General features: G+C 62.0%; 25 protein-coding genes. 8 read left to right on the top strand and 17 right to left on the bottom strand.

Annotated features, from left to right (window positions below; genetic code table 11):
- Window positions 1–21: 21 nt before the first annotated feature.
- Window positions 22–633, bottom strand: a complete 612-nt coding sequence (locus Q3Y53_RS07695; protein WP_226425574.1) for a ferric reductase-like transmembrane domain-containing protein — start codon at window positions 631–633, stop codon at window positions 22–24.
- A gap of 112 nt (window positions 634–745) precedes the next feature.
- Entirely contained in the window at window positions 746–1,753 is a 1,008-nt protein-coding gene (gene pheS, locus Q3Y53_RS07690; protein ID WP_303534758.1) for a phenylalanine--tRNA ligase subunit alpha, read from the bottom strand.
- A gap of 71 nt (window positions 1,754–1,824) precedes the next feature.
- On the opposite strand from pheS, the gene surE reads away from it, so the two are divergent.
- Window positions 1,825–2,634: a 5'/3'-nucleotidase SurE gene (surE, locus tag Q3Y53_RS07685; RefSeq protein WP_303534757.1), complete on the top strand. Its 810-nt coding sequence runs from the start codon at window positions 1,825–1,827 to the stop codon at window positions 2,632–2,634.
- On the opposite strand, the gene Q3Y53_RS07680 is transcribed toward surE, so the two are convergent.
- Complete coding sequence (locus Q3Y53_RS07680) at window positions 2,619–3,179, bottom strand: DUF3611 family protein (RefSeq protein ID WP_226413100.1); 561 nt, start codon at window positions 3,177–3,179, stop codon at window positions 2,619–2,621. The genes surE and Q3Y53_RS07680 overlap by 16 nt on opposite strands.
- Before the next feature lie 54 nt (window positions 3,180–3,233).
- On the opposite strand from Q3Y53_RS07680, the gene Q3Y53_RS07675 reads away from it, so the two are divergent.
- The 5 genes from Q3Y53_RS07675 (at window position 3,234) to Q3Y53_RS07655 (ending at window position 6,822) form a co-directional block, all read left to right on the top strand.
- A complete protein-coding gene (locus Q3Y53_RS07675; protein ID WP_303534823.1) occupies window positions 3,234–4,175 on the top strand; it encodes a bifunctional riboflavin kinase/FAD synthetase in 942 nt (313 codons plus the stop codon).
- A 134-nt stretch (window positions 4,176–4,309) separates the two neighbouring features.
- Window positions 4,310–5,368, top strand: a complete 1,059-nt coding sequence (locus Q3Y53_RS07670; RefSeq protein WP_303534755.1) for a thiamine phosphate synthase — start codon at window positions 4,310–4,312, stop codon at window positions 5,366–5,368.
- A gap of 3 nt (window positions 5,369–5,371) precedes the next feature.
- The gene (gene thiS, locus Q3Y53_RS07665) at window positions 5,372–5,590 is read left to right on the top strand and encodes a sulfur carrier protein ThiS (RefSeq protein WP_226425579.1); all 219 of its coding nucleotides are present in this window, start codon (window positions 5,372–5,374) and stop codon (window positions 5,588–5,590) included.
- An 18-nt stretch (window positions 5,591–5,608) separates the two neighbouring features.
- On the top strand, window positions 5,609–6,565 hold the full coding sequence (locus Q3Y53_RS07660; RefSeq protein ID WP_303534752.1) for a DUF1517 domain-containing protein: 957 nt from the start codon (window positions 5,609–5,611) through the stop codon (window positions 6,563–6,565).
- Between the two features lie 98 nt (window positions 6,566–6,663).
- Window positions 6,664–6,822, top strand: a complete 159-nt coding sequence (locus Q3Y53_RS07655) for a hypothetical protein (protein ID WP_226425706.1) — start codon at window positions 6,664–6,666, stop codon at window positions 6,820–6,822.
- A gap of 4 nt (window positions 6,823–6,826) precedes the next feature.
- Here the strand turns inward: Q3Y53_RS07655 and larB are convergent, their stop codons facing one another.
- From larB to budA, 7 genes are read right to left on the bottom strand one after another with little or no spacing between them, the layout of a single operon-like run.
- Window positions 6,827–7,501 (bottom strand): nickel pincer cofactor biosynthesis protein LarB, encoded by a 675-nt coding sequence (gene larB, locus Q3Y53_RS07650; RefSeq protein WP_303534750.1) that lies wholly within the window; start codon window positions 7,499–7,501, stop codon window positions 6,827–6,829.
- Window positions 7,498–7,884 carry a TIGR03792 family protein gene (locus Q3Y53_RS07645; protein WP_303534821.1) on the bottom strand — a complete coding sequence of 129 codons (387 nt, stop codon included), beginning with the start codon at window positions 7,882–7,884 and terminating at the stop codon, window positions 7,498–7,500. The genes larB and Q3Y53_RS07645 overlap by 4 nt, the downstream gene beginning before the upstream one ends.
- Window positions 7,885–7,941: 57 nt before the next feature.
- Window positions 7,942–9,147: a tRNA (guanosine(37)-N1)-methyltransferase TrmD gene (gene trmD / locus Q3Y53_RS07640; protein ID WP_303534747.1), complete on the bottom strand. Its 1,206-nt coding sequence runs from the start codon at window positions 9,145–9,147 to the stop codon at window positions 7,942–7,944.
- 6 nt (window positions 9,148–9,153) lie between these two features.
- A complete protein-coding gene (locus Q3Y53_RS07635; RefSeq protein WP_303534746.1) occupies window positions 9,154–9,615 on the bottom strand; it encodes a phycobiliprotein lyase in 462 nt (153 codons plus the stop codon).
- A 21-nt stretch (window positions 9,616–9,636) separates the two neighbouring features.
- Window positions 9,637–10,539, bottom strand: a complete 903-nt coding sequence (locus tag Q3Y53_RS07630) for a phytanoyl-CoA dioxygenase family protein (protein WP_303534744.1) — start codon at window positions 10,537–10,539, stop codon at window positions 9,637–9,639.
- Between the two features lie 38 nt (window positions 10,540–10,577).
- On the bottom strand, window positions 10,578–11,513 hold the full coding sequence (era, locus tag Q3Y53_RS07625) for a GTPase Era (RefSeq protein WP_226425589.1): 936 nt from the start codon (window positions 11,511–11,513) through the stop codon (window positions 10,578–10,580).
- A 17-nt stretch (window positions 11,514–11,530) separates the two neighbouring features.
- Window positions 11,531–12,382 (bottom strand): acetolactate decarboxylase, encoded by an 852-nt coding sequence (gene budA / locus Q3Y53_RS07620; protein ID WP_226425590.1) that lies wholly within the window; start codon window positions 12,380–12,382, stop codon window positions 11,531–11,533.
- A gap of 50 nt (window positions 12,383–12,432) precedes the next feature.
- On the opposite strand from budA, the gene Q3Y53_RS07615 reads away from it, so the two are divergent.
- A complete protein-coding gene (locus Q3Y53_RS07615) occupies window positions 12,433–12,954 on the top strand; it encodes a hypothetical protein (protein ID WP_226425591.1) in 522 nt (173 codons plus the stop codon).
- A 58-nt stretch (window positions 12,955–13,012) separates the two neighbouring features.
- Here Q3Y53_RS07615 and Q3Y53_RS07610 read toward each other — a convergent pair whose 3' ends face one another.
- From Q3Y53_RS07610 to Q3Y53_RS07590, 5 genes are all read right to left on the bottom strand, one after another.
- Window positions 13,013–13,744 carry a Bax inhibitor-1 family protein gene (locus tag Q3Y53_RS07610; protein WP_226425593.1) on the bottom strand — a complete coding sequence of 244 codons (732 nt, stop codon included), beginning with the start codon at window positions 13,742–13,744 and terminating at the stop codon, window positions 13,013–13,015.
- Window positions 13,745–13,812: 68 nt separating this feature from the next.
- Complete coding sequence (locus tag Q3Y53_RS07605; RefSeq protein ID WP_303534740.1) at window positions 13,813–14,808, bottom strand: PhoH family protein; 996 nt, start codon at window positions 14,806–14,808, stop codon at window positions 13,813–13,815.
- 8 nt (window positions 14,809–14,816) lie between these two features.
- Window positions 14,817–15,218 carry a 30S ribosomal protein S16 gene (gene rpsP, locus Q3Y53_RS07600; protein ID WP_226425595.1) on the bottom strand — a complete coding sequence of 134 codons (402 nt, stop codon included), beginning with the start codon at window positions 15,216–15,218 and terminating at the stop codon, window positions 14,817–14,819.
- A gap of 78 nt (window positions 15,219–15,296) precedes the next feature.
- Complete coding sequence (ffh, locus tag Q3Y53_RS07595; RefSeq protein ID WP_303534737.1) at window positions 15,297–16,784, bottom strand: signal recognition particle protein; 1,488 nt, start codon at window positions 16,782–16,784, stop codon at window positions 15,297–15,299.
- A gap of 68 nt (window positions 16,785–16,852) precedes the next feature.
- Window positions 16,853–18,814 (bottom strand): IMS domain-containing protein, encoded by a 1,962-nt coding sequence (locus Q3Y53_RS07590; protein ID WP_303534735.1) that lies wholly within the window; start codon window positions 18,812–18,814, stop codon window positions 16,853–16,855.
- A gap of 101 nt (window positions 18,815–18,915) precedes the next feature.
- Here Q3Y53_RS07590 and pdhA point away from each other — a divergent pair, with 101 nt between their 5' ends.
- Complete coding sequence (gene pdhA, locus Q3Y53_RS07585) at window positions 18,916–20,001, top strand: pyruvate dehydrogenase (acetyl-transferring) E1 component subunit alpha (RefSeq protein WP_226425601.1); 1,086 nt, start codon at window positions 18,916–18,918, stop codon at window positions 19,999–20,001.
- 45 nt (window positions 20,002–20,046) lie between these two features.
- Here the strand turns inward: pdhA and Q3Y53_RS07580 are convergent, their stop codons facing one another.
- Window positions 20,047–20,985, bottom strand: a complete 939-nt coding sequence (locus Q3Y53_RS07580; RefSeq protein ID WP_226425605.1) for an RpoD/SigA family RNA polymerase sigma factor — start codon at window positions 20,983–20,985, stop codon at window positions 20,047–20,049.
- 179 nt (window positions 20,986–21,164) lie between these two features.
- A complete protein-coding gene (locus Q3Y53_RS07575) occupies window positions 21,165–22,688 on the bottom strand; it encodes an NAD(P)H-hydrate dehydratase (RefSeq protein WP_303534731.1) in 1,524 nt (507 codons plus the stop codon).
- Window positions 22,689–22,698: the final 10 nt, after the last annotated feature.

The following is a 22,698-nucleotide window of genomic DNA, read 5'->3' as shown; positions in this document are numbered from 1 at the left end:
CAACCAGAGAGACCTGAGGGTCTATCCACTCACTGGGCTTAACGGGCTTTTGGGTTTGATGTGGCCAACCCAGCGGATCACTAGGAGAACCAGGGTGAACACAAGAAAAGGTGCATAGAAATCAGCTGGCCCTTTCTTCACATGGCTCACATACGTGAGGGCGAATTCTGCCCATATCCAATAGGAGCCAATCACGTGCAGTCGCTTCCAATGCTTCATGCCCATCCATCGTTGGGCCGCATTCGTCGACGTGAGGGCCATCAAGGCAATCAACAGATACGCCATACCGCCAACCAGCCACTTCCCTGCGGGCTGCTCACTCAGGAATGGATCAGGGAAATCCAGAGACATCGCAAGGATCAAGGCCAAGTGAATCCCGTGGGACGACGCAAAACTCAGCCCGATCCAGCGCCTGTTTTGCAGCATCCACTGGCTCAGGGATGACGGCCAGAGGCGTTGCACACTCGAAGCCACGAAGGCCATCGAAAAGAGAGCCAGGGAGCTTCGCCCCGTGGCATCGATGCCTGCCGCAACTGACGTCGACGTCCATCCAGACACGCCGAAATGCAGCGCAAGGCCCGCCAGAATCGCGAACGTCACCGAGGCCGTCAGTCGCCAGCCAAGACGAGCCATCGACACTCCCCTAAATCTCTTTTTTAAACACGCTGTTCAGCCTTGCCAACAGGGCATTGAACAACCATCGAAGGCCATGAGGGCAGAGCGTCGTTGGCTTTTGCTGCGCCGATCAGAACTGCTCAAGGAAGCGCAGATCGCTGGTGTAGAGCCGGCGAATGTCGTCAATGCCATGGCGCACCATGCAGAACCGCTCCACCCCCAGGCCTGCGGCAAAACCGCTGTAACGCTCGGGATCGAGGCCCAGCCCTTCCAGTACAGCGGGATCGACCATGCCGCAGCCCATCACCTCCAGCCAGCGGCCGCGCCACTGCACATCCACCTCGGCTGAGGGCTCAGTGAAGGGGAAGTAGCTGGCCCGGAAGCGAACCGGCAAGTCGCCGAAGAAGGCCTTTAGGAAGGCCATCACCGTGCCGCGCAGGTGGCTGAAATCCAGTCCCTCATCAATGGCCAGCACCTCCACCTGGTGGAAAACCGGCGAATGGGTGGCATCGACGGCATCGCGGCGATAAACCCGACCGGGAGCCACGATCCGTACCGGCGGAGGGTTGTCTTCCAGATGGCGGATCTGCACCGGCGAAGTGTGGGTCCGCATCAGCAGGTCACCCCCGAGATAGAAGGTGTCCTGCATGTCCCGGGCCGGATGGTCCTCGGGGATGTTCAAGGCAGTGAAGTTGTAGTGGTCCCGCTCCACTTCAGGCCCCTCGGCCACGCTGTAGCCGAGGCCCAGGAACAGATCGACGATCTCTTCTGTGGTGGTGATCAGGGGATGGCGATGCCCCATCGGCACCCCAGTAGCCGGAGCGGTGACATCCAGACTTTCCTTGGCAATGCGCTCCGCCATGGCCGCCTGCTTCACGGCCTGTAGCCGCTCTCCCAGCAGCGACTGCACTTGCGTTTTCAGCACATTGGCGCGCTGGCCCACCAGAGGACGCTCCTGACCGGGCAACTTGCCCATGGCTCCCAGCACACCGGAGATGCGGCCCTTCTTGCCCAGCAGCCCGACCCGCAGTTGCTCGAGCGCAGCGGCATCGGCTGCCTCGGCGATCTCAGCCGCGGCCTGCTGCTCGAGGGCATCGAGTTGATCGGTGAGCTGCTGCAGGGTGACCGGTGCGCTCACAGGGATGAAACAGACAGCTGCTGACTGTAAGCAGCCAAGCCGCTTAGGTTCAGCTCAGTGCGAATAACCCCATGGCCCCGCTGCGGATCCTGATCAGCAATGACGATGGGGTCTTCGCAGACGGCATCCGAACCCTGGCCGCCGCAGCTTCAGCCCGCGGCCATCAGGTGACGGTGGTCTGCCCAGATCAGGAACGGTCTGCCACTGGTCATGGCCTCACCCTGCAGACCCCCATCCGTGCCGAGCGGGCCGACGAATTGTTCGCCCCAGGGGTCACCGCCTGGGCCTGCAGCGGCACCCCCGCCGACTGCATGAAGCTGGCCCTTTTCGAACTGGTGAAGGAGAAGCCGGACCTGGTGCTCTCCGGCATCAATCACGGCCCCAACCTGGGAACGGACGTGTTCTGCTCAGGCACCGTTGCCGCAGCGATGGAAGGCACCCTTGAGGGCATTCGTTCCCTGGCTGTGAGCAGCGCCTGCTTCCAGTGGCGTCAGTTCCAGGCGGCCGCCGACCTTGCTCTGGAGGTGAGTGAACAGGCCATCGCAGACCAGTGGCCCGACAACCTGTTGCTCAACCTCAACATCCCCCCCTGTGCCCGGGAGGTGATGGGAGCACTGCGCTGGACCCGACTCTCGATCCGGCGATACGACGAGCAATTCAGCCGTCGGGAAGACCCCCGTGGCCGCGCCTACTACTGGCTGGCCGGAGAAGCCGTGCAGGACCTGGAATCAGCCGGAGAAGGTCCCCGGGATTGGCCCAGTGATGTGGCCCAGATTCATGCCAATTCACCCTCACTCACGCCGATCCAGCCCGACCTGTTCTGGAGGGGGCCCCTCGGCGGACTTCCGCAGCTCAAGCTCAAGGATCAACTGGTGCGGTAAACCCGCTGCAACAACCAAAGGGAGAACAACACTCCGATCAGGTGGGCGAACAGCACCTGGGTGTTGCTGAGCACGGACAGCATTTCTAGGGAGGTGATCGCCAGGTTGTCGGCCATGCCGCGGCCGCCGATGGCAATGCCTGGAGTCTGCATGGAGGCCTGCACGAACAGGCTGCCGGCGAGGGCCTGATATCCGATGGTGGCAAAGGTGAGACCCAGGAGATCCGCCAACAGCCCCCGTTTGATCAGCCGTGCGACCTCTCCCCGACTGGGACGGGCCCCACTATCGATCGCCCGACCGGTACGGACGATCAGCCAGCCCTGCCAGAGGCTGAACAGCAGTACAAGGAAGGCCAGGGAGGTAAGCGACAGGCCAGGTCCCAGGCCCACGGCACGTTCGGAATTGCGGGCCAGGCTGCCGCCGATGTTGTTGAACAGCAGAACGCCCACCACAACGATGCCGAGGACCACCTGGATCCAAAAGCGGATCCATCCCATCCGACGCACGCCGAACGACAACTTCTGGAAATCGAGGCGGTCTGGCATGCCCTGGTGCTCGGTCGTTCAAACTTGCCACCAAAGCGCACCTTCTGCACCTCTTTGATCCCGCTCTGTTCTCCAGAGGAAGCCCGTCGGCCCACTGCCCTGGCGCTGGGGAGTTTCGATGGCTTGCACGCCGGCCATCGCAGCGTGATCGCCGAGGCCATCCAGGGCAGCCCGGATGAGGCCATTGCCTCAGTGGTGAGCTTCTGGCCCCATCCCCGTGAGGTGCTGTTCGGAGAAGCACGCCTCAGGCTGGATCTACCCAGCGAAAAACTCGCCCTGCTGGAACCCCTTGGGATCCAGCAGCTCGTGCTGGTGCCCTTCACCCGCGAGCTCGCTCAACTGAGTGCGGAAGACTTCGTCACCAGCGTGCTGCTGGACACACTTCAGGCTAGGCGCATTGCCGTGGGCACCAACTTCCGCTTCGGTCATCAGCGGCGCGGTGACGCCGAGATGCTTGAACGGCTTGCGGCTCGGAACGGCGTTGAGGTGAAGGTGGTGCCGATCGTTGAAGACCAAGAGGGCCGGATGAGCAGCAGCAGAATCCGCGCGGCCCTCGACCAGGCCGACCTAACCACCGCCAAAGCCCTGCTGGGCCGGTCCTACCGCTTTCAGGGACGGGTGGTTCGGGGCCGAGGGCTGGGGCGTGAACTGGGCTGGCCCACCGCCAATCTCCAGGTGGATGGGCGCAAGGCATTGCCAGGGCTTGGCGTCTACGCCGCCTGGGCCCAACTGGATGGGGAGGGTGATCGCCTGCCGGCCGTGATGAACCTCGGCCCCCAACCCACAATCGATCCCACATCTCCCTCAGCCGTTGAGGTGCACCTGCTGGATCAGAGCCTTGAGCTGGAGGGCCGGCACCTGGGCGTCGAGCCTGTGCAGCGCCTGCGCGGCCAGACCAAATTCAGTGGTCTCGAGGAGCTCAGCAGCCAGATCGGCCGCGACGCAGCTCAAGCCCGCGAGATCCTTCAGACCGGCTCTCAGGCCACGGTCGGATAGGCATTCACCAGGCCCCAAACGATGAAAACGCCGATGCCGCCGAGAAGAACGATTCCCCAAACCAGAACGTGCATGGTGCTCTCAGAACCACCGTTCTCCATGACCGACGCAGAAACCGTTGCCCACAGGGTGCCATGAATCCAACCCCAAGCGAGACATCCCTGGATTCACGGGTGGCACGCCTGATCGACGCCAACCTCGACCGGGCCCGGGAAGGGTTGAGGGTTGTTGAGGACTGGTGCCGCTTCGGGCTGGAGCAACAGGATCTGGTGGTGCGCCTCAAGGATTGGCGTCAACGGCTGGGACGGCTCCACCACGACAGCTACAAGCAGGCCCGCTCCACCAGCACTGACACCGGCGCCGGACTGGAGCATCCAGCCCAACTGGATCGCCACAGCCCCGACCACGTGGTGGCGGCCAACTGCGCCCGGGTGCAGGAAGCGCTGCGGGTGCTGGAGGAGTACGGCCGCAACATCGATCCCGCCCTAGCTGCTGAAGCCGCTGCGATCCGCTACGGCCTTTACGACCTGGAGGTGACCTGCCTCAACGCCACCCTGGGAGCAAGGCGACGCAACAAGCTTCAGGACTGTCGCCTCTGCCTGATCACAACGCCCTGCAATGACCTGAGCGATCGGGTGCAGGCCGCCCTGCAAAACGGCGTGGGCATGGTGCAGTACCGCTGCAAAGCGGGACACGACCGCGAACGTCTGCAGGAGGCCCAGCAGCTCAGGCAGCTCTGCAACCGCTTCGGGGCGCTCTTGTTCATCAATGACCGTGTGGACTTGGCCCTGGCGGTCGATGCGGATGGGGTGCACCTGGGCCAGGAGGACATGCCCAGTGAGGTGGCCCGCGATTTGTTGGGTACCGATCGTCTGCTGGGCCGCAGCACCCACAGCATCGATCAGGTTCATCAGGCTCAGCAGGAGCCGATCGACTACCTCGGCTTCGGGCCGATCCACTCCACGGCCGTCAAACCCGAGCGGAACCCTGTTGGTGTGGAGCTCTTGGCGCAGGCCACTGCGATCAGCCAACGCCCCGTCTTTGCCATCGGTGGAATCACAGCAGCCAACCTGCCGGCACTGCTTTCGGCCGGCGGCCAGCGTGCGGCGGTGATCGGCGCGATCATGCACGCAGATGACAGCGGGCAGGCCTCGCGGCAACTGCTCCAGCAGCTGGACCACGCCACGTTCTGAGCCATGCCTCTCACCCTGATGGTCAACGGTGAAACCCGCGTGCTGGATCCAGCACCGACCCCCGCCAGCCTGGCGGCCGTTGTTGCCCTGCTGGCCAACAACCCCCAGCTGGTGGTCGCCGAGCACAACGGGGTGATCGCACCCCGCAGCCGTTGGGACAACATCGTGGTGAAGGATGACGACACCCTTGAGATCGTCACCATCGTTGGTGGTGGTTCCTAGAGTCGCCGGACTGATGCTGTGGGCGCTGCTGTGGCCACCCCCCGACTGTTGAAACGACCCCAACGACTGCTCGCATCACTACTTTTGCCCCTGGTGATTGTGGGGCTCTGCCTCTTCCAGGCACAGCCGGCTGATGCCGCCCGCGGTGGGCGCATGGGAGGGGGCAGCTTCCGCGCTCCTTCGATGCCGCGATCCGGTGGGAGCTATGGCGGCGGCTACGGCGGCGGCTACCGCGGGGGTGGCTACCGCGGCGGCGGAATGGGCTTCCCCTTTCTCATTCCAATCTTCGGCTTCGGTGGTGGTGGTCTGTTCGGGCTGCTGATCCTGATGGCGGTCGCAGGTGTGCTGGTGAACGCCTTTCGTGGCGTTGTCAATACTCCCTCGATCGGTGGTAGCGCTGCTGCACCAGCCATGCCGCGCAACGTGAACATGATTCAGGTGCAGGTGGGGCTGCTGGCCAGTGCCAAATCCCTGCAGGACGATCTGCGCTCTTTGGCCTCCTCGTCCGACACCAGCAGTTCTGCTGGTCTGCAGAGGCTGCTACAGGAAACAACCCTGGCCCTGCTGCGCCAACCGGACCTCTGGGTTTACGCCAATGCCGAGAGTGGAAGTGTTCCCTTCAGCTCAGCTGAATCGACGTTCAATCGCCTCTCGATGAACGAGCGCAGCAAGTTGGATGCTGAGCTCACCAGCAATGTCGGTGGTCAGCGAATGAGCGACACCAGCAGCAGCGCTGGCGAGGCAGATGCCACCAACGAATTCATCGTTGTGACCTTGCTGGTGGCCTCGACGGCATCGGCCAAGCTCGCTGGAGCCGATACCGGAGAAGATCTGCGCCAAACCCTGCGCATACTTGGTTCCACAGCCTCCACTGAACTCATGGCCCTTGAGGTGATCTGGCAACCGGAGGGCCGCGGAGATGTGCTCAGCGCCAACGACCTCGTCACCGCCTATCCCAACCTGCAGCACCTCTGAAGAACTAAAGATTTTCTTCGCCGATTTTCAGGTTTTCTGGGTATTCCTTCTCAGGAATCAGCCTTAATTTGTTGATAACCAAATTTGGACTACCTGCGTTGGCTCCCGACCCCCGCTCCATGGAATGGCAACAGGACGGTGAGCTAGCTCGGGCTGATCTTGATGCTCTTGTCCATGCGCTTCAGCGGGTGGAATGCGACCACAACAGCGCTGAGCTGAAGCGCCTCGGCCAAATCGATCCTCCCGCGGGGGCTTGATACCTCAGCTTGAAGCTTCTGGGGCAAAGCCTCTGAGCATCCGCAATGCAGCCATTGCTGCGCCGTAGCCGTTGTCGATATTCACCACAGTCAGCCCTGGGGCACAGCTGGCGAGCATTCCTTCCAAAGCAGTTCGCCCCCCTGCGCTAATCCCATAGCCAACGGAAATGGGGACGCCAATCACGGGTTGCGGCACCAGACCAGCGAGCACTGTCGGCAACGCACCCTCCATCCCCGCGCAGGCGATCAGGATCCGAGCCGAGGCCAGGCGGGGGAGTTGATCGAGCAGGCGATGCAATCCGGCCACCCCCACATCCATCACAGGATCCACGCCGATGCCATGGCAACGCAGTGCCACGCTGATCTCAGCCACCACCGTGCGATCACTGCTGCCTCCACTGAGCACCACCACCTCAGCTGGTGGCGCAGGCACTGAAGGCAACGCACCCAGGGTGAGGCAGCGAGCATCGGGGTGCCGCGCCACCTCCGGCAACGCCTCACACACCCGTGCCGCCTTTTCAGGAGCTACCCGAGTCACAAAACCCAGTTCTCCTGCTGCGGCAAAGCTTTCAAGAATGGCGACGATCTGATCGGCTGTCTTGTGTTCCCCCCAAACGGCCTCGACCATGCCCAAGCGTTGGCGGCGCCGCAGATCGAGGCGAGCATCCGGCGTGTTCACTGCGGTAACAGTTCCCCTTCAAACACCAGCGGGAAAGGGTTGCCCTGGCGCTGTCCTGTTTGCTCGCGGGCCAGCATCTCGAAGCGCTCCTGAACCGTCTCCACCTCTTCCATGGAGATGGATTTCCATTCCTCACGACTGCTCCAACGAATCAGCAGCGTTCCCTCCTCTGTTGCTGGATCCCAGAACAGTTCACGGCCCAGAAACCCAGGCTGTTGCTTCAACCAAGGCTCCCAGCTGCCGCGTTCCGCCACCATCCAATGCTCACGGCTCTCCTGGGGCACCTGCAGCCGCAGGTGCTCAACCACAGCCACAGCTTCACCAAGCCTCGGGGCGTTCTCTGCCCGAACCTCTGCCTTCGAAAGCCCGCCCAACAACAGAATCAGCGCCAAACATGGTGCGATGACCCTAAGCAGTAGCGACCGGAGATGATGCAAGGTTCAGCTCCGCTGCAGCAGGGCCACAGCCTGGCAACTGATGCCCTCTTCCCGTCCCTCCGGACCCAAGCCTTCGTTGGTGGTGGCCTTCACACCCACGGCATCCGGGGCAATGCCGATCGCTGACGCCATACGGCTGCTCATCTCCGCGATATACGGCTTGAGCTTGGGGCGCTCGGCAATCACCACGGCATCGATGTTCACCACAGACCAGCCGCGCTCCTTCACCAACTTCACGACTTGATCCAGAAGCTTCAAGCTGTCGGCCCCTTTCCATTGGGGATCGGTGGGGGGGAAGTATTTGCCGATGTCACCAAGGGCGAGGGCCCCAAGCAGGGCATCCATCACGGCATGCACCAGCACGTCGGCATCGCTGTGTCCATCCAGGCCAAGACCGTCGGGATGGTCCAGGGTTACACCCCCCAGGATGAGGGCCCGTCCAGGCACCAGCCGATGGATGTCGTATCCGTTGCCGATGCGCAGCTCCATGCCGGGTTCTGAAGGGTCATTCATTGTCGCGGTCTGCCAGCGGGCAAACAGATCAGGTCGCCGCTCGCGGGTGCGCTGCTCCCGCTGCTCCTGACGCCACCGGGCGATGGCACCGTGGTCGCCACTGCGCAGCACATTCGGAACGACCATGCCGCGGAAGTCAGCAGGACGGGTGTAGTGCGGGTGTTCCAGGAGGAGTGCACTGTGGCTTTCCTCCACCAGGGAATCGGCCGTCCCAACCGTGCCGGGCAGCAGGCGAACAACGCCGTTAATCACCGTCATCGCCGGTAGCTCACCACCGGTGAGGACGAAATCACCCATCGACACCTCCTCATCGGCTAAACCGCGAATCCGCTCGTCAAACCCCTCGTAGTGACCGCAGAGGAAGACCAGTTGATCGTGGTCGGTGGACCAGCGCTGCAGATCCTCCTGCTGCAGGGGACGCCCCTGCGGCGACATCAACAGAACCCGGCTGCGGGGGCTGCGGGGAATCGCCTCCATCGCAGCGAACACCGGCTCCGGCTTGAGCACCATGCCGGCACCGCCCCCGTAGGGCTCGTCATCAACCTTGCGATGGCGATCCGTGGCGAAGTCCCTGGGGTTGTGCAGATGCAACTCAGCAATACCCGCGTTGAAGGCGCGACCGATCACCCCCAGCTCCAGCAGAGGAGCAAACGCCTGCGGCGCCAGGCTCACCACATCAAGGCGATAGGGCGCCATTCCGCCTCAGGCCGCCGGTTTGGACACCCTGCGGATGTCCGTGCAGAAACTGCCCTGCACTGGTGTTCCCTGCGCATCCACCGCCGTGGTGCTGCGCAAGCGCAGGTTGACCCGCGTGAACCAGATCCTCTCCTGAACCTGCACGCCGTCAGCCCGACTGAGGTTCAGCTCCATGCTGCCGTCGGGCCAGAACCTCCAGTTGCCCTGGGAATCAGCATCGAGAATCAGCTGTCCATCAGCGGCGAAGGTGAGCGTGCTACAGGTTCCACCAGGGGCCTGCACCTGCAGTTGGCCGAGAGCTCCCTGCTCTTTCACGCAGCGGACGGTGAGTTCACCCCGTTCGCTGCTGTGCCACTCGTCATCACCACCGGCAGCCAGCTCAAAGCAGCTGCGAAGGCTCATCCACACCCCGTCGCAGAGGCTCAGAAAGGAGCCAGGGTCTTCGGGGGGAAAGACTTGTTCACTCATGCGCCCATCCTCTCAGCCGGATCACCAGCTGATGGGAGAAAAGGGATAGGGGCGGTTCCAGCCGTAGAGCGCCAACCTCTGCCGACCCTGGGCGGCTGCTCCGCGCCGGTGAAAGCCGAACACATCCGCCAACACCAGAGTGTTGGCAGGGCAAGTGAGCGCAACAGGCTTGGGCAGACCCAGCTCAGCCAAGGACTCTTCCTGAATTCGGAAGGATCCAGACACATCTGGCTGCCGCCGTTGTTCGGCCGCCGCGGTGGCTGTGGACTGCTCCCAACGCAAGCGGTACTGATCAAGACGATGGCTGCCCGGCACGTATTCGAAAGGGCCGTCCTGACGTTGAACCGGCCGCAAAAAAAACCAGAATTTGAGGGCACGGAAGAACGTGTCGCGGTGCAGCACCTTCTGCAGATCCGGCGTGCGGGTCTCCTCGCCATGCACCGTGAGATAAATGTCCAGCTTGCGCGGATTCATCGGCAAGCCAATGATCTGGCGGGATCCCGCACTGAGCCGCTGGTCATCGGAGAAGGCAGCGGCCCGAGGCATTTGCTCAGGATCGATGTGTAAGAAACGGTTGAGGGTGCCTCCATCGAAACGGTCAAACCCTCCAGCAAAGGGTTGCTTGGGGCGAAAACCAGGCCGGGTGTTGTCTTGTACTGGATGCAGGCGTGAGGCGCGACCAACAACCGCCTCCACCTCGTCACGCAAGGCCTCGAACTCCTGCTGCGGCAGGAAGTTCTCCAGCGCCACAAAACCGTCCCTCTCCAGGCTGGACAGCTGCGCCGGTCGCAGCAGGCGTCTCCAAAGACAGAGCGTCTCCGCCAGCTGAACGCGGTGTCGATGCAGCTGCCAACGCCGGTTCAGGCCAGGGTGACCGACCCACGGATCGCGAAAGCTCTTTTGGCGCGTCAGCAGCGAAAGCATGGGCGCGACATTACGCGCTGATGCTGTGAAGCGCGCGGTTATTGATTGCCCGTGTAACCCAGCTCCGCCAAGCGGGCCGGTTTGCTGCGCCAATCGGGCACCACCTTGACGAACAGCTCTAAATACACCGGGCCATCGATCAGCACCTGCATCTGCAGCCGGGCCCCCTGGCCGATCGTCTTGAGCATCGCCCCACCTTTGCCGATCAGGATTCCCTTCTGACTCTTGCGTTCCACCAGCACCGTGGCCAGAACGGCTGTTCGCCCAGCCCCTTTGCCCTTTGCCGGCAACTCCTCAACGCGATCAATGGTGACAGCAACGCTGTGGGGCACCTCCTCCCGCGTGTGCAGAAGAACCTGCTCGCGGATCAGTTCACCCAGCAGCACCCGCTCTGGTTGATCACTCACCATCTCGGGCGGATAAAGCTGTGGCCCCAAGGGCAACTGAGCCGCCATCGCTGCTGTGAGCTCTTCGCAGCCATCGCCTGAAAGGGCGCTGCAGCGGTGCACCGGCCAATTCGTCTCATGCAGCAGGGCGGCATAGGCCTCTTCCGCCTCGGAGCGATGCTCCTCCGCCAGTTTGTCCCACTTGTTCAGGGCCACCAGCACCGGCAGGGACTGCTGCTGCAGCAGATTCACGATGAAGGCATCACCCCGCCCCGGGCGCTCGCACCCCTCCAGAAGCAACACCACCAGGTCCACTTCACCGATGGCGCTGCGCGCACTCTTCACCAAGCGTTCCCCAAGCAAGTGGTGGGGTTTGTGGATACCAGGGGTGTCCACCAGCACCATCTGTGCCACCTCCGTGGTGAGGATTGCCCGCAGGCGATTGCGGGTGGTTTGGGCCACAGGGGATGTGATCGCCACCTTCTCCCCAACCAGCTGATTCACCAGCGTGGATTTACCCACGTTCGGTCGACCAATCAGTGCGATGAAGCCAGAGCGGTAGTCCTCTGGCAGAGGAGTTGGTTGCATACGCCAAGTCTGCGCCGTCAACGGCCTCCTCGCGTTTCTGCCTCTTCCAAAGCGGCAGATGGATCACCCGAAAGATCCGCCATCAAAAATTCCTTGGTTTCAGGCAGCGCCAACCGAAGATTTGATTGGAAATCAAACTCCACCTCCAACGCGGTGGCTTTCAAATCGAGCAGATGGCCACCATGGCGCTGATCGTCTGAAAGGAAATGAAGGTGATAGCCGGGAATATTGAGGCTGCTTGCATGGGTTGGACTCCAAAAACCAACCAACGTTCCCCGTATGGCGTGATGGGTGAACGTGGTTTGAGCGCGCGTTGCATCCAGCAGGCTGGCCCCTTGTTCAACGCGCGAAACGGAGCGCACCATCACCTCTTCAAATTCGCCCGTAACGCGAATCGCCACAAACAAATTCGCACTGGGGCGATAGGGGTCGAGCAGCTGAGCAAACTGCCCCAGATCCGAAATCGGGCCGAGACGCATCTGGCGTTCGCAGGCGAAATGGGTGGCAATCCAAAAGGGAATCCCTTCGTCCATTGGAGCCTGGATGAGCGTGCCGTCGGCACCGGCTTGCCAACACACACCGTTCAAGAGGATTCCCTCCCCATCAAGCTGCTCAAACGTGCCAATGCCGAAATCACCGTGGTCTGCAAGATCTTTCACCTGCAGCGCCTCACCAAACACCCCTTTTACGACCGCACTTGAGGTGGATAGCTGCCACAGGGTGTGGTGCTCCAGATCGAGATAATCGCCAAGAGCCTTCCGGATCACAGCACTCGCACTCTCTCCTGATCGCTCACAGTGCTGCTGAAGCTCTTTCCAATGTCCTGCTGGAAGACGCAGATGAAGATCATGGAAAGAAGCGCTGGACATTGGAACGGCCACACCTGCCCATAGCCTGGCCACAGTGTTTCCACGCTGCCATGGCCAATCAGCAGCCCACCTTCCAGCAGGCCATGGAGATCACAGCGGCCTGGCTGCAGCAGTGGGATAACGAGGAGATCAGCGATGAGGTGCTGGCCGACCGGATCGGTGAAATGGTGGCCAGCCGCGATGGTGCCCGGGGATTTTTTGTGGTGAGCCTGGCGGGCGAGAGCGTACTGATGGATCGGTTGCCCGATGCCGTCGTCGGCCAACTGCGCGGCGCCGGTGCTGGAGTTGTGGATCTGAGCGTCCGCAATCTGGCCATGAGCACCGCCATGGCCGTTCATCACAGGCGCACGGGAGATGAAGTGCAGCAGGCAGGCTCGGAGCGGGTCAGCAACCGCTGCATTGAACTACTCAGGCTGCTGGAACCAGCAGAGGTGAAAGAGCGTCTGGAGCAACTGCTGGCCGCCGCCCTCGACAACCGCGGTGAAGACGTCTCCTTCCTGGAGAAGTGGGGGTACGACGCCGAGCAGAAACAAGCTATCGGGAACAGCGTCTATGCCGTGGCCGAAGGTTGAGCCATAAAAAAACCCCGGACAAGCCGGGGCGAAGGCAGATTCGATTGCGTTGAAATCGTCAGTCGCGACGACCACCACCGTTGAGCACGATGATCAAGCGCAGGATGAAGATGAACAGGTTGATGTAGGTGAGGTACATGCTCAAGGCACCTGCCAGGTATTGGTCATCCCGGTAAGAGCGAGGCATCGTGTAGAAGTCGACGAAGGCGGCGCCTACGAAGAGCACAGTGCCGAAGCCGGCGATCATCAGTTCAAAGCTGGTGCCATGGAAGATGGCTGGGGCAAAAATGCCGCCAACAAACTGGACGACCATGGCCAGGATCAGGCCAATCAAGCCGAGACCAACCACGCCGGAGAGCGCCTGACCGACGGAATCACTCATGCGACGACCAACGATCGAAGCAATCACGAAGGTGATGCCGGTGGCCAGGGCAGCTGTGCCGACCGCACCGATACCGGCGACAGCTCCAGCGAACGCCACGAGACCGCTCAGGGTGAATCCGGTGATCAGGCTGTAGATCGACAACAGCGGCAAGGCTGTGGCGTTGTTCCCCTTCATCGCGACGTTCTGCGCGACGAAGAAGAGAACCAGGTTGCCGATCACGGCCACCCAGAACAGGGGCATGAACAACGGGGTGGCCATCATCGAAAGACCACCGATCACCCCAATCGAGGTGAGCACCATGCCGCCACCGACGTAGGGCAGAGCTTTATTGACAACGTTGGGCCCGACAAGGGCGCTCGATTGCGCCTGACGGATCGCCTCCTGGAAATTGCTGCTTGCTGGCATGTTGACCAGGTCACCAAAGACTCCTCATATCCTGCCAGCGGTGGCAAGGGATTGGAGTGTGGATCTCCCTATCGACGCTGAGGCTTGGCTGTCTTGCGTTCGTCCCGTCGGGCATAGGCCTCGACCACCCGCTGCACCAGGGGGTGACGCACCACATCCGCCGCGGTGAGGCGACAGACAGCCACCCCTTCCACACCATCCAGAACATCGGAAGCCTCCACCAAACCGCTCTGCACGGTGGCGGGAAGATCCACCTGGGTGATGTCTCCCGTCACCACCATCCGAGAACGCTCTCCGAGGCGGGTCAGCACCATGCGCATCTGGGCAGGCGTGGTGTTCTGCGCCTCATCCAGGATGACGAAGGCATCGCTGAGGGTTCGGCCCCGCATGTAAGCCAGGGGAGCGACCTCAATCACGCCCTTCTCCAAAAGCACAGTGGTTTTCTCCGCGCCGAGCAGGGAATGCAAAGCGTCGTAGAGCGGACGCAGATAGGGGTCCACCTTTTGTTGCAGGTCGCCCGGCAGGAACCCCAGGCGCTCCCCAGCTTCAACAGCCGGCCGGGTGAGAATCAAGCGCTCCACCTTGCGTTCGGTGAGCATCCGAACCGCGAGAACGGTGGCAAGAAAAGTTTTGCCGGTGCCGGCAGGGCCGAGGGCAAAGGTGAGGTCGTGGCGCTCCATGGCATCCACGTATTTCTTTTGGCGCAGCGTGCGCGGGCGCAGCAGGTTGCCCTTCTGGCTCTTCGCCAACACCTGCTCACCCATGGCGGCGTGGTCATCGCCGCGGCCGGTGTTGAGAGCCCCCAGGGCCGATTGAAGGTCTACCGGTGACACCGACTGGCCGTCCTGCCAGATCGGACGCACCAATTCCACAACCGCAGCAGCCCTCTCAATCTGCGTTGGCCGCCCGGTGATCACCAGTTGAAGACCCCGCAGCACCATGGAGGCTCCGGTCAGAGCTTCAAGGCGATGCAGGGTTGTTTCTGCTTCACCAGCCAAGGCCAGTGCAGCATCAGGATCAGGCAGGTCGAGAACGAAACGGCCGCGTTCGCCGTCGTCAGACACCGGAATGATCAGCCCTCGGTCGATTCGGATTCTGCGGAATCGGAAGCTTCAGCAGCCTTCTCCTCAGCTGCTGCAGCCTTGGCCTCAGCAGCCTCCTTGGCGGCTTGCTTGGCATCAGCTTCACGCTTGGCCGCTTGCTTGACCTTGCCGACGGTCTCAGCAGGACGCACGGTCTTTTCCAGAAGACCGCCGCGCTCGAGCAGCGTGCGCACGACATCGGTGGGTTGAGCACCCTGACCCAGACGCTCACGGATGGCCTCGGTGTCGAGACGCGTTTCCTTCGTCCGCGGGTTGTAGAAGCCCAGCTCCTGAAGGGGACGACCGTCCCGACGTGAGGTGCTGTTGCAGGCCACGAGGCGGAAGCTCGCTTCCCGCTTCTTGCCAAACCGCTTCAGGCGGAGCTTGATCATCGTGGCCCTGGAATGAAGGAAAGAGGTGGTCCGGCGACGCCTAAACGCCCGCCAAACAACCACCATACCGTTCCACCCTCACAGGTCCCCGAAGCCCTTCTTCTTCTTGGCGGGTCGCTGCCGCTTCGGCGGTCCACCGCGACCGGGGCGACCACCGCCCCCGGGCATTCCGCCCATTCCAGGCATTCCACCCATGCCCGGCATTCCACCCATTCCGGGCATACCTGGCATTCCGCCCATCCCGGGCATGCCTCCCATGCCGGGCATGTTGCCCTGGCTCATCTGCTGCATGAAGCCGCGCATTTTCTGGAAGTCGGCCAACACCTTGTCCACATCTGCAGCCTGATGACCGCTGCCGCTGGCGATCCGGCGACGCCTTGAGGGTTGACTCGCCAGGAGGTCGGGGTTTTCCCGCTCCTGCTGTGTCATCGAGCCGATCATGGCCTCGATGCGCTTGAGCTGCTGCTCCCCCTGCTTGAGCATGCCGTCATCGATCTTGTTCATGCCCGGGATCATTTTCATCAGACCCCCAAGCGAGCCCATGCGCTTGATCAAGCGCATCTGCTTCACAAAGTCCGAAAAATCAAAAGTCGCCTCCTGCAGCTTCTTCTGCATCTTTTCGACGTCGGCGAGTTCGACCTCCTTCTGGGCCTTCTCCACCAGCGTCAGCACATCACCCATGCCGAGGATGCGGCTGGCCATCCGTTCGGGATGGAACGGCTGTAGGGCCTCCACCTTCTCGCCGGTGCCGATGAACTTGATCGGCTGACCGCTCACCTTGCGGATCGAGAGGGCGGCACCGCCGCGGGAATCACCATCGAGTTTGGTGAGCACCGCTCCGGTGATCCCCACCTGGTCGTGGAAGGCACGGGTGAGTTCGGCCGCTTCCTGGCCGATCATCGAATCCACCACCAGCAGCACCTCATCGGGCTGCACAGCGGTGCGGATCCGCACCATCTCCTGCATCATCTCGGTGTCGATCTGGAGGCGACCGGCGGTGTCGACCAGGAGCGTGTCGAACCCTTCCTCTTTCGCCTTGGCCAGACCAGCGGCCGCAATATCTTCCGGCTTGGCCTCGGCACCGAGGCTGAACACCTCCACATCGATCTGAGCACCGAGCGTTTTCAACTGCTCGATGGCAGCTGGTCGGTAGACGTCGGCACCCACCATCAGGGCTCGACGCCCCTGATCTTTGAGGTGGAGGCCCAGCTTGGCCGTCGCGGTGGTTTTACCGGCACCCTGAAGGCCGGCCATCAACACGACGGTGGGAGCGTCAGCAGCCTTCACCAGGGGAGCGTTATCGCCCCCCATGACCTCCACCAGCTGTTCATGGACCACCTGAATGAACTTCTGATCCGGGCTGACGCCTCGCACCACCTCGGCACCTACGGCTTTGTCGCGGACCTCAGCCACGAACTCCTTCACCACCGGCAGACTGACGTCGGCTTCAAGCAAGGCCCGACGGACGTCCTTCAGGGCTCCATCGACGTTGGTTTCGCTGATGCTGTCTTGGCCACGCAGCCCCTTGACCGCATCCTCAAAACGGGCTGAAAGCTCGTCGAACATCGGCGTTACGCCCCTGGATCAATGGAGTGATCGTAAAAAGCGACGGTCAAGCCACTCAATCGAGCAAGTCAAGAGCCCGGGATGTAGTCGTGCAAAAGCCATTGGGTTCCATCTCTGCCAAGCACATACGTCACGATGAAATCAGTCGGTGCTGTCTCTTCAATGACGGTTCCGTCGGCAGCCTGAAGGCGATCGCTGTAGGCCACCTGGGCCAGAAGTTCAATCCTCTGAGGCTTGCGGTCGACCACCTCGATAGTGGTGATGGCAGCATCAATCGACTTGGATCGCCCTGCAGCCTGATCAGCGGCCCGCTCCAGCTCCACGCGCTTCACCAGAGGCTCCCTCGCCACGACGGAAAGATCAGCTTGCTGACCAGACAGCGTCAACGCCTTGGCATCAAGCCATCCCTGGAGCAAGGCCTGAAGCTCGGCTTCCGTCGGGGCATCACTGACCAGTGGCTCAGACGGTGCTGAAGGCTCAAGATCGGCCTTCAGGCTCGCGACTGGCTCGTCATCCGCGGGGGATGAAACAGCGTCGAGCTCCGGCGTCTCTTCAACCTGCTTCTCCTCAGCGGGTCGTGAAGCGGTTTCCGGCAAGAGCGGAGCAGGGTTCCAGTTGCGTCGAAGCAAGGCGGAACCTGCAACGGTGATCCCGACCAGTGCAAGAACTGCAGCAGCGGGGCGAACCCAGCGTTGCTGCCAGAGCGGCGTGGCATCCGCGTCTTCGGAGTCAACCTCCTGGTCCGATTCAGCCGGTTCGCTCGACTCACCTAGAGCTGCATCCCCTGCAGATGCCCAGGCCAGGGGCATCTCTTCAGCGCCGATCTGGCGCGACGCCTTGCGATCGAGACGATCGACAAAGCCCTGAACGTCACGATCAGCAAACCAGGCATCCAAATCAGCGCCCGAGGCATCAACGTCGCGATATCCCGGCAAGACATCGCGTTCAAGCCAGGCTCGGCAGTATTCGCATTGCGCGGCTAGCCGATCACCGGGGTGATTCAAGAACCAGGCCTGCAGATCTGGATCCCGCAAAACGGCGAAATTCCGATCCGCATCCTTGACGTTGCCCAACAGCAGATCCAGACACCCAAGCAGCGGCATGGGATCAAGGTCGGCATTGGCAAGCGTCTGCATCCGGGCGCGCGCCTGCTCGAGGAACTCGGGCTTGCGCCGCGAGAAGCCCGCGGCGGTGAGGGCCAGAACCGTGAGGAAACCGGCATCGGCGGCGCCCCCCTCAAACCAGCGGCTGAACAGATCGATCTGCTCCTGAACGGTCAAGAAGCGACGGATCTGATGAAAGAACGATTCGAAATCGTCCTGGCAGAGGCTGCCGGGCTGATCCACATCAGCATCGGCGGCCTCCAGACCACCACGGGCCACGACCAGCTCATCCAACAGCGTTAAACCCCGTTGATGGGAGTCCTGATCACCGAGATCACGGCTGAGCAGATCCAGAATCCTGAAGGGAGTGAGCCCCTGCAGGGTGTCTTCCAGCTGGCGCTGCTGGTCGGGCAGCTTGCCCATCCGCTGTTGCAGCTGAATGCCGTCAATCAAAAGCTGGGCCGCCGACTCGTAGCGCCGTTGGTCTTGTTCCTCCAGGGCAGCATCGCGGCAGGCCAGGGCGGCCAGGAGCGTCAGATCCGCTTCACGGCCGCTTCCGAGGGCAGGGGCCTGAGGGGGTTGGAGACCCTGCCGCGCCAACTGAAAGGCCTCGAGAGCTCCATGGGCCTCCCAGAGCAGAATCAGGCCCGCCACCTCACTGCTGGTGGGGAGGTCCAACCCCACCGTGCCGTTGGGATGGGATTCACTGAGCCGCAACAGAGCTGCTTCGTATTCAGCCCTGTCGGAGGGGTCGGTCAGCAGATCGGCGGAGCGACGAAGTAGGTCGGCCCGTTGGAGCAGAGCCTCGTGGGTAAAGCCCTGATCCGGTGGACTGTCACAGCGGGTTTCCAAGCGACGCAGAATCGCTTCAGGCGCTGCCGATGGACTGACGCCCAGAAGTCGGAAATGATCGATGGGCAGATCCAACAGCGGCGCTGCGAGGAGACGCGGATCTTAGTCAGTGTCTGGGGTTTTGCCCATCGCTCATCCGTTGGCCCTTAAAGTTGAGCGCAATCCCTTAGGTGGACATGGGTCAGGACCTCGCTGTCGATTCCGCTCCGATTGGCACTGCGACTGCTGGTCCCCATGCCGAACGGCTCTCCAAACTGGTCACGTCACAACGGGCCACCGTGGACCGGGACACCGGTTTGGACCTCTACCGGGACATGACCCTGGGCCGGCGCTTTGAGGACAAATGCGCCGAGATGTACTACCGGGGCAAGATGTTTGGCTTCGTGCACCTCTACAACGGTCAGGAAGCAGTCAGCACCGGTGTAATCGGTGCGATGAAGCGGCAGCACGACTGGTTCTGCAGCACCTATCGCGACCACGTGCATGCCTTGAGTGCCGGCGTGCCTGCCCGCGAAGTCATGAGCGAACTCTTCGGCAAGGAGACCGGTTGCAGCAAGGGTCGCGGCGGTTCGATGCACCTGTTCTCCAAGGAGCATCACCTCCTGGGGGGCTTTGCCTTCATCGCCGAAGGCATTCCCGTGGCACTCGGATCTGCCTTCACCAGCCGCTACAAGCGTGACGCCCTCGGTGATGCCTCCAGCAACGCCGTGACAGCAGCGTTCTTCGGCGATGGAACCTGCAACAACGGTCAGTTCTTCGAGTGCATGAACATGGCGCAGCTGTGGAAGCTGCCAATCATTTTCGTGGTCGAAAACAACAAGTGGGCCATCGGCATGGCCCACGACCGGGCCACCAGTGACCCGGAGATCTGGCGCAAGGCCAGTTCCTTCGGCATGGCCGGAGAGGAAGTGGACGGCATGGACGTTCTTGCGGTGCGGGCAGCGGCTCAACGCGCAGTCGAACGAGCCAGAGCGGGTGAAGGGCCGACCTTGCTGGAGTGCCTGACCTATCGCTTCCGCGGTCATTCCCTGGCCGACCCTGACGAACTGCGGGCGGAGGAAGAAAAGCAGTTCTGGGCCAAGCGTGATCCCCTCAAAGCCCTCGAGCGGGACCTGACCGAAGCGGGTCTGGTGAGCAGCGACGAGCTGCGCGCGATCGAGAAGGAAATCGACAGCATCGTTCAGGACTGCGTTGACTTCGCCCTCTCCGCACCCGAACCAGACCCCTCAGAACTCACCCGCTACATCTGGGCGGAAGACTGATTCAGCTGAATTGGATCTGTTGGAGCCATCGTCACCCGAGGCGGCTCAGATGCCGCTCGGGAGACGACGGGTGAGGTTGCGCAGCTTCCGCAACGCTTTGAGTTCAACCTGACGCACCCGCTCTCGGGACACCTCCATCAGGCGTCCAATTTCAGCCAGCGTGTGGCGCTCATTGCCCTCAAGCCCGAAGCGCATGCGCAGGACATGCTGCTCCTGTTCGCTCAGGTGGCTCAGCCAGCGGCCCAGCTGTTCGTGATGAATCCGCTGCTCAACGATCTCGAGCGGTTCATCAAGGGATGAATCAGCGATCAGATCCCCGAGGAAGCTGCGCCCCTCCTCACCATTGACGGGAGCATCCAGGCTGCTGGTGGTGAGGGCCTGACGCAGCAGCGAATCCAGTTCATCCAAAGGAATATCCATGGCTTCGGCGATCTCCACACGGCTGGGCATGGCGCCCAGCTTGTGGGCCAGATCAAGACTGACCTTGCGGATCGTGGTGAGCCGCTCACTGAGATGGACAGGAAGCCGGATCGTGCGCGACTGGCAGGCAATGGCGCGGGTCATGCTCTGGCGGATCCACCAGAAGGCATAGGTGGAGAACTTGTAACCCCGGGTGGGATCGAATTTCTCTACAGCACGCTCAAGTCCGAGGGAGCCCTCCTGAATCAGGTCGAGCAATTCCAGACCTTTGCCTTGATATTTCTTGGCAACGCTGACAACAAGACGAAGGTTGGCCTTCATCATCCGCTCTTTGGCGCGGCGACCGATTCTCAGAAGCCGGCGCTGTGGCGTGGTGAGTTCTCCATCCTCGAACTCACGGGAACCGTCTTCGGTGAGGGCCATCATGGCCTGCACCTGATTGCCCAGTTCGATTTCTTCAGCTGGGGTCAGCAGTGGAATTCTGCCGATGGTGGCGAGATACCAACTGACGGGGTCGCTGCTGCGCCGACGTTGCGTCTCCAGCGGCTTGGAAGCTGTGGACACCTTGGGTGCTGCGGAAGTGAAATGACTTTCCTACGAACAGAAAGAATGTCGATGTGTTTTCAGCAACCCTTCAGATTCAGAACAGCAAACCGCAACATTTCAGATTTGCGAAAGATTTAAAAACGAAGGAAAGCTCTTTTGGGACCTACAAGCCGAGACGATGAAAAAGACGCATTTGTTCAGACTTCGTTGAACATCGTTGTTTGCTTTTTCTGACACCGCGCTGTATTGATTTTCAAACAATCCGCAACCGTTGAAGCATCACTTGAGCGAGCACGAGCTGCCGCCAAACCATGCAAAGCCGCAGCGGCAGTAAAGCTTTCCAGCCCAGGCTGCTGCTGAGCCGCAACAGCCTGGGCGCCCCAACCGGTGGCAAAACCGGCCAGCAGGTCACCCAGGCCGGTGCGGGCCACACGAGGAGTCGTATCTGTCAGGACCACCGCCATACCCGATGGATCCGCCAGCACGGAATGCGCTCCCTTCAGCAAAATGCAGCAACGGCTGCAGCGTGCTGCGGCAATCGCCTTCTCCAGCGCATCAGCCGCACCACAATCAGGGAACAAACGCGCGAACTCAGCAGCGTGGGGTGTCAGCCAGGTTGGACCCTGACGCTGCAGTAGCCAGCGCCACCCCTCCGGACTGGACGCCAGGGCATTGATCCCATCTGCATCGAGCACCAGCAAACCAGCGACGGTGCGCAGTTGCTCCGACCACTGGTTCCACCACCGAGACGGGTTGCCAAGCCCGGGACCGACCAACACCGCATCCAGCCGGTCTGGAATCACCCCCTCCTCCAGTTGCATCACCTCCGGCAACACCTGCCACAAGCTGGCTTGAAGACAGGGCGGCACAACAGCCTGAACGCAGCCGCAGCCACTGGCCATGGCCCCCCGAAGCGCGAGATGAGCCGCGCCGGGGTAGTGATCACTGCCCGCCACCACCAGGCAGCGGCCCCGTTCGTACTTCATCGCTGTGGGCGGCAGCGCTGGTAACGGGGCCGTACAGGCCTCTCCCACCGGCAGGCGGCGCGGCAAGACCGCAGCGGCGTTGCCTACCAAAGCAGGGGGCAACCCCAGATCGATCCGCACCAACGCACCAACCCAGGGACGGGCCGGGTCCAGACACAACCCGCGCTTCAACCAGCCAACGCTGAGGGTGACCGCGGCACAGGCCGCCTGCTCGCCCAACACAGTTCCATGGTCAGAACAGAGGCCCGACGGCACATCCAGGCTGATCAACGCCCCAGGTCGCAGCTGCTGCCGACGCCGAAACAGATCCGCCAACGACTCAGGCAGCGACCGGCTCTGGCCGAGCCCGAAGACCGCATCCACCCACAATGCTGCTCCACCTGGGTCGGGCTCTTCAGACAAGCGACGCAGACCAAGCCACTCCCCGTGGCGCAGATGTTCAGCGGTTAGGGGCTTGCGAATCGGCAGGGGACACCACAACGACACCTCAATGCCAGCCAGGTTCAACTCCCGGGCCACCACCAGACCATCGCCACCGTTGTGACCCGGTCCCACCAGGACCACAACGCCACGGTGCAGCAGATCCCGGCGCGCAAGCAGCCAAGCCGCCATGGCCAGCCCCACCTTCTCCATCAAGGCAGCGACGGGCATTCCGCTGTCAAACAACCTCTGTTCCGCGGCGCCCATGGACGCGGCATCCACCAGTAAGTGATCGGAATCAGCGGGAGGCCACACCAGTTACAGG

The sequence above is a fragment of the Synechococcus sp. YX-04-1 genome (assembly GCF_030546365.1).
Taxonomy (GTDB): domain Bacteria; phylum Cyanobacteriota; class Cyanobacteriia; order PCC-6307; family Cyanobiaceae; genus Parasynechococcus.
The sequence above is the reverse complement of the archived record's forward strand: the minus strand, read 5'-3'. Positions and strand labels throughout refer to the sequence as shown.

Bases quoted from the DNA above. Each gene is read 5' to 3' on its own strand.
- Q3Y53_RS07695 (WP_226425574.1), bottom strand. From the start codon at position 633: ATGGCTCGTCTTGGCTGGCGACTGACGGCCTCGGTGACGTTCGCGATT.
- surE (WP_303534757.1), top strand. From the start codon at position 1,825: ATGGCCCCGCTGCGGATCCTGATCAGCAATGACGATGGGGTCTTCGCA.
- Q3Y53_RS07680 (WP_226413100.1), bottom strand. From the start codon at position 3,179: ATGCCAGACCGCCTCGATTTCCAGAAGTTGTCGTTCGGCGTGCGTCGG.
- Q3Y53_RS07670 (WP_303534755.1), top strand. From the start codon at position 4,310: ATGAATCCAACCCCAAGCGAGACATCCCTGGATTCACGGGTGGCACGC.
- thiS (WP_226425579.1), top strand. From the start codon at position 5,372: ATGCCTCTCACCCTGATGGTCAACGGTGAAACCCGCGTGCTGGATCCA.
- trmD (WP_303534747.1), bottom strand. From the start codon at position 9,147: ATGGCGCCCTATCGCCTTGATGTGGTGAGCCTGGCGCCGCAGGCGTTT.
- Q3Y53_RS07635 (WP_303534746.1), bottom strand. From the start codon at position 9,615: ATGAGTGAACAAGTCTTTCCCCCCGAAGACCCTGGCTCCTTTCTGAGC.
- Q3Y53_RS07630 (WP_303534744.1), bottom strand. From the start codon at position 10,539: ATGCTTTCGCTGCTGACGCGCCAAAAGAGCTTTCGCGATCCGTGGGTC.
- era (WP_226425589.1), bottom strand. From the start codon at position 11,513: ATGCAACCAACTCCTCTGCCAGAGGACTACCGCTCTGGCTTCATCGCA.
- budA (WP_226425590.1), bottom strand. From the start codon at position 12,382: ATGTCCAGCGCTTCTTTCCATGATCTTCATCTGCGTCTTCCAGCAGGA.
- Q3Y53_RS07615 (WP_226425591.1), top strand. From the start codon at position 12,433: ATGGCCAATCAGCAGCCCACCTTCCAGCAGGCCATGGAGATCACAGCG.
- Q3Y53_RS07610 (WP_226425593.1), bottom strand. From the start codon at position 13,744: ATGCCAGCAAGCAGCAATTTCCAGGAGGCGATCCGTCAGGCGCAATCG.
- rpsP (WP_226425595.1), bottom strand. From the start codon at position 15,218: ATGATCAAGCTCCGCCTGAAGCGGTTTGGCAAGAAGCGGGAAGCGAGC.
- ffh (WP_303534737.1), bottom strand. From the start codon at position 16,784: ATGTTCGACGAGCTTTCAGCCCGTTTTGAGGATGCGGTCAAGGGGCTG.
- pdhA (WP_226425601.1), top strand. From the start codon at position 18,916: ATGGGTCAGGACCTCGCTGTCGATTCCGCTCCGATTGGCACTGCGACT.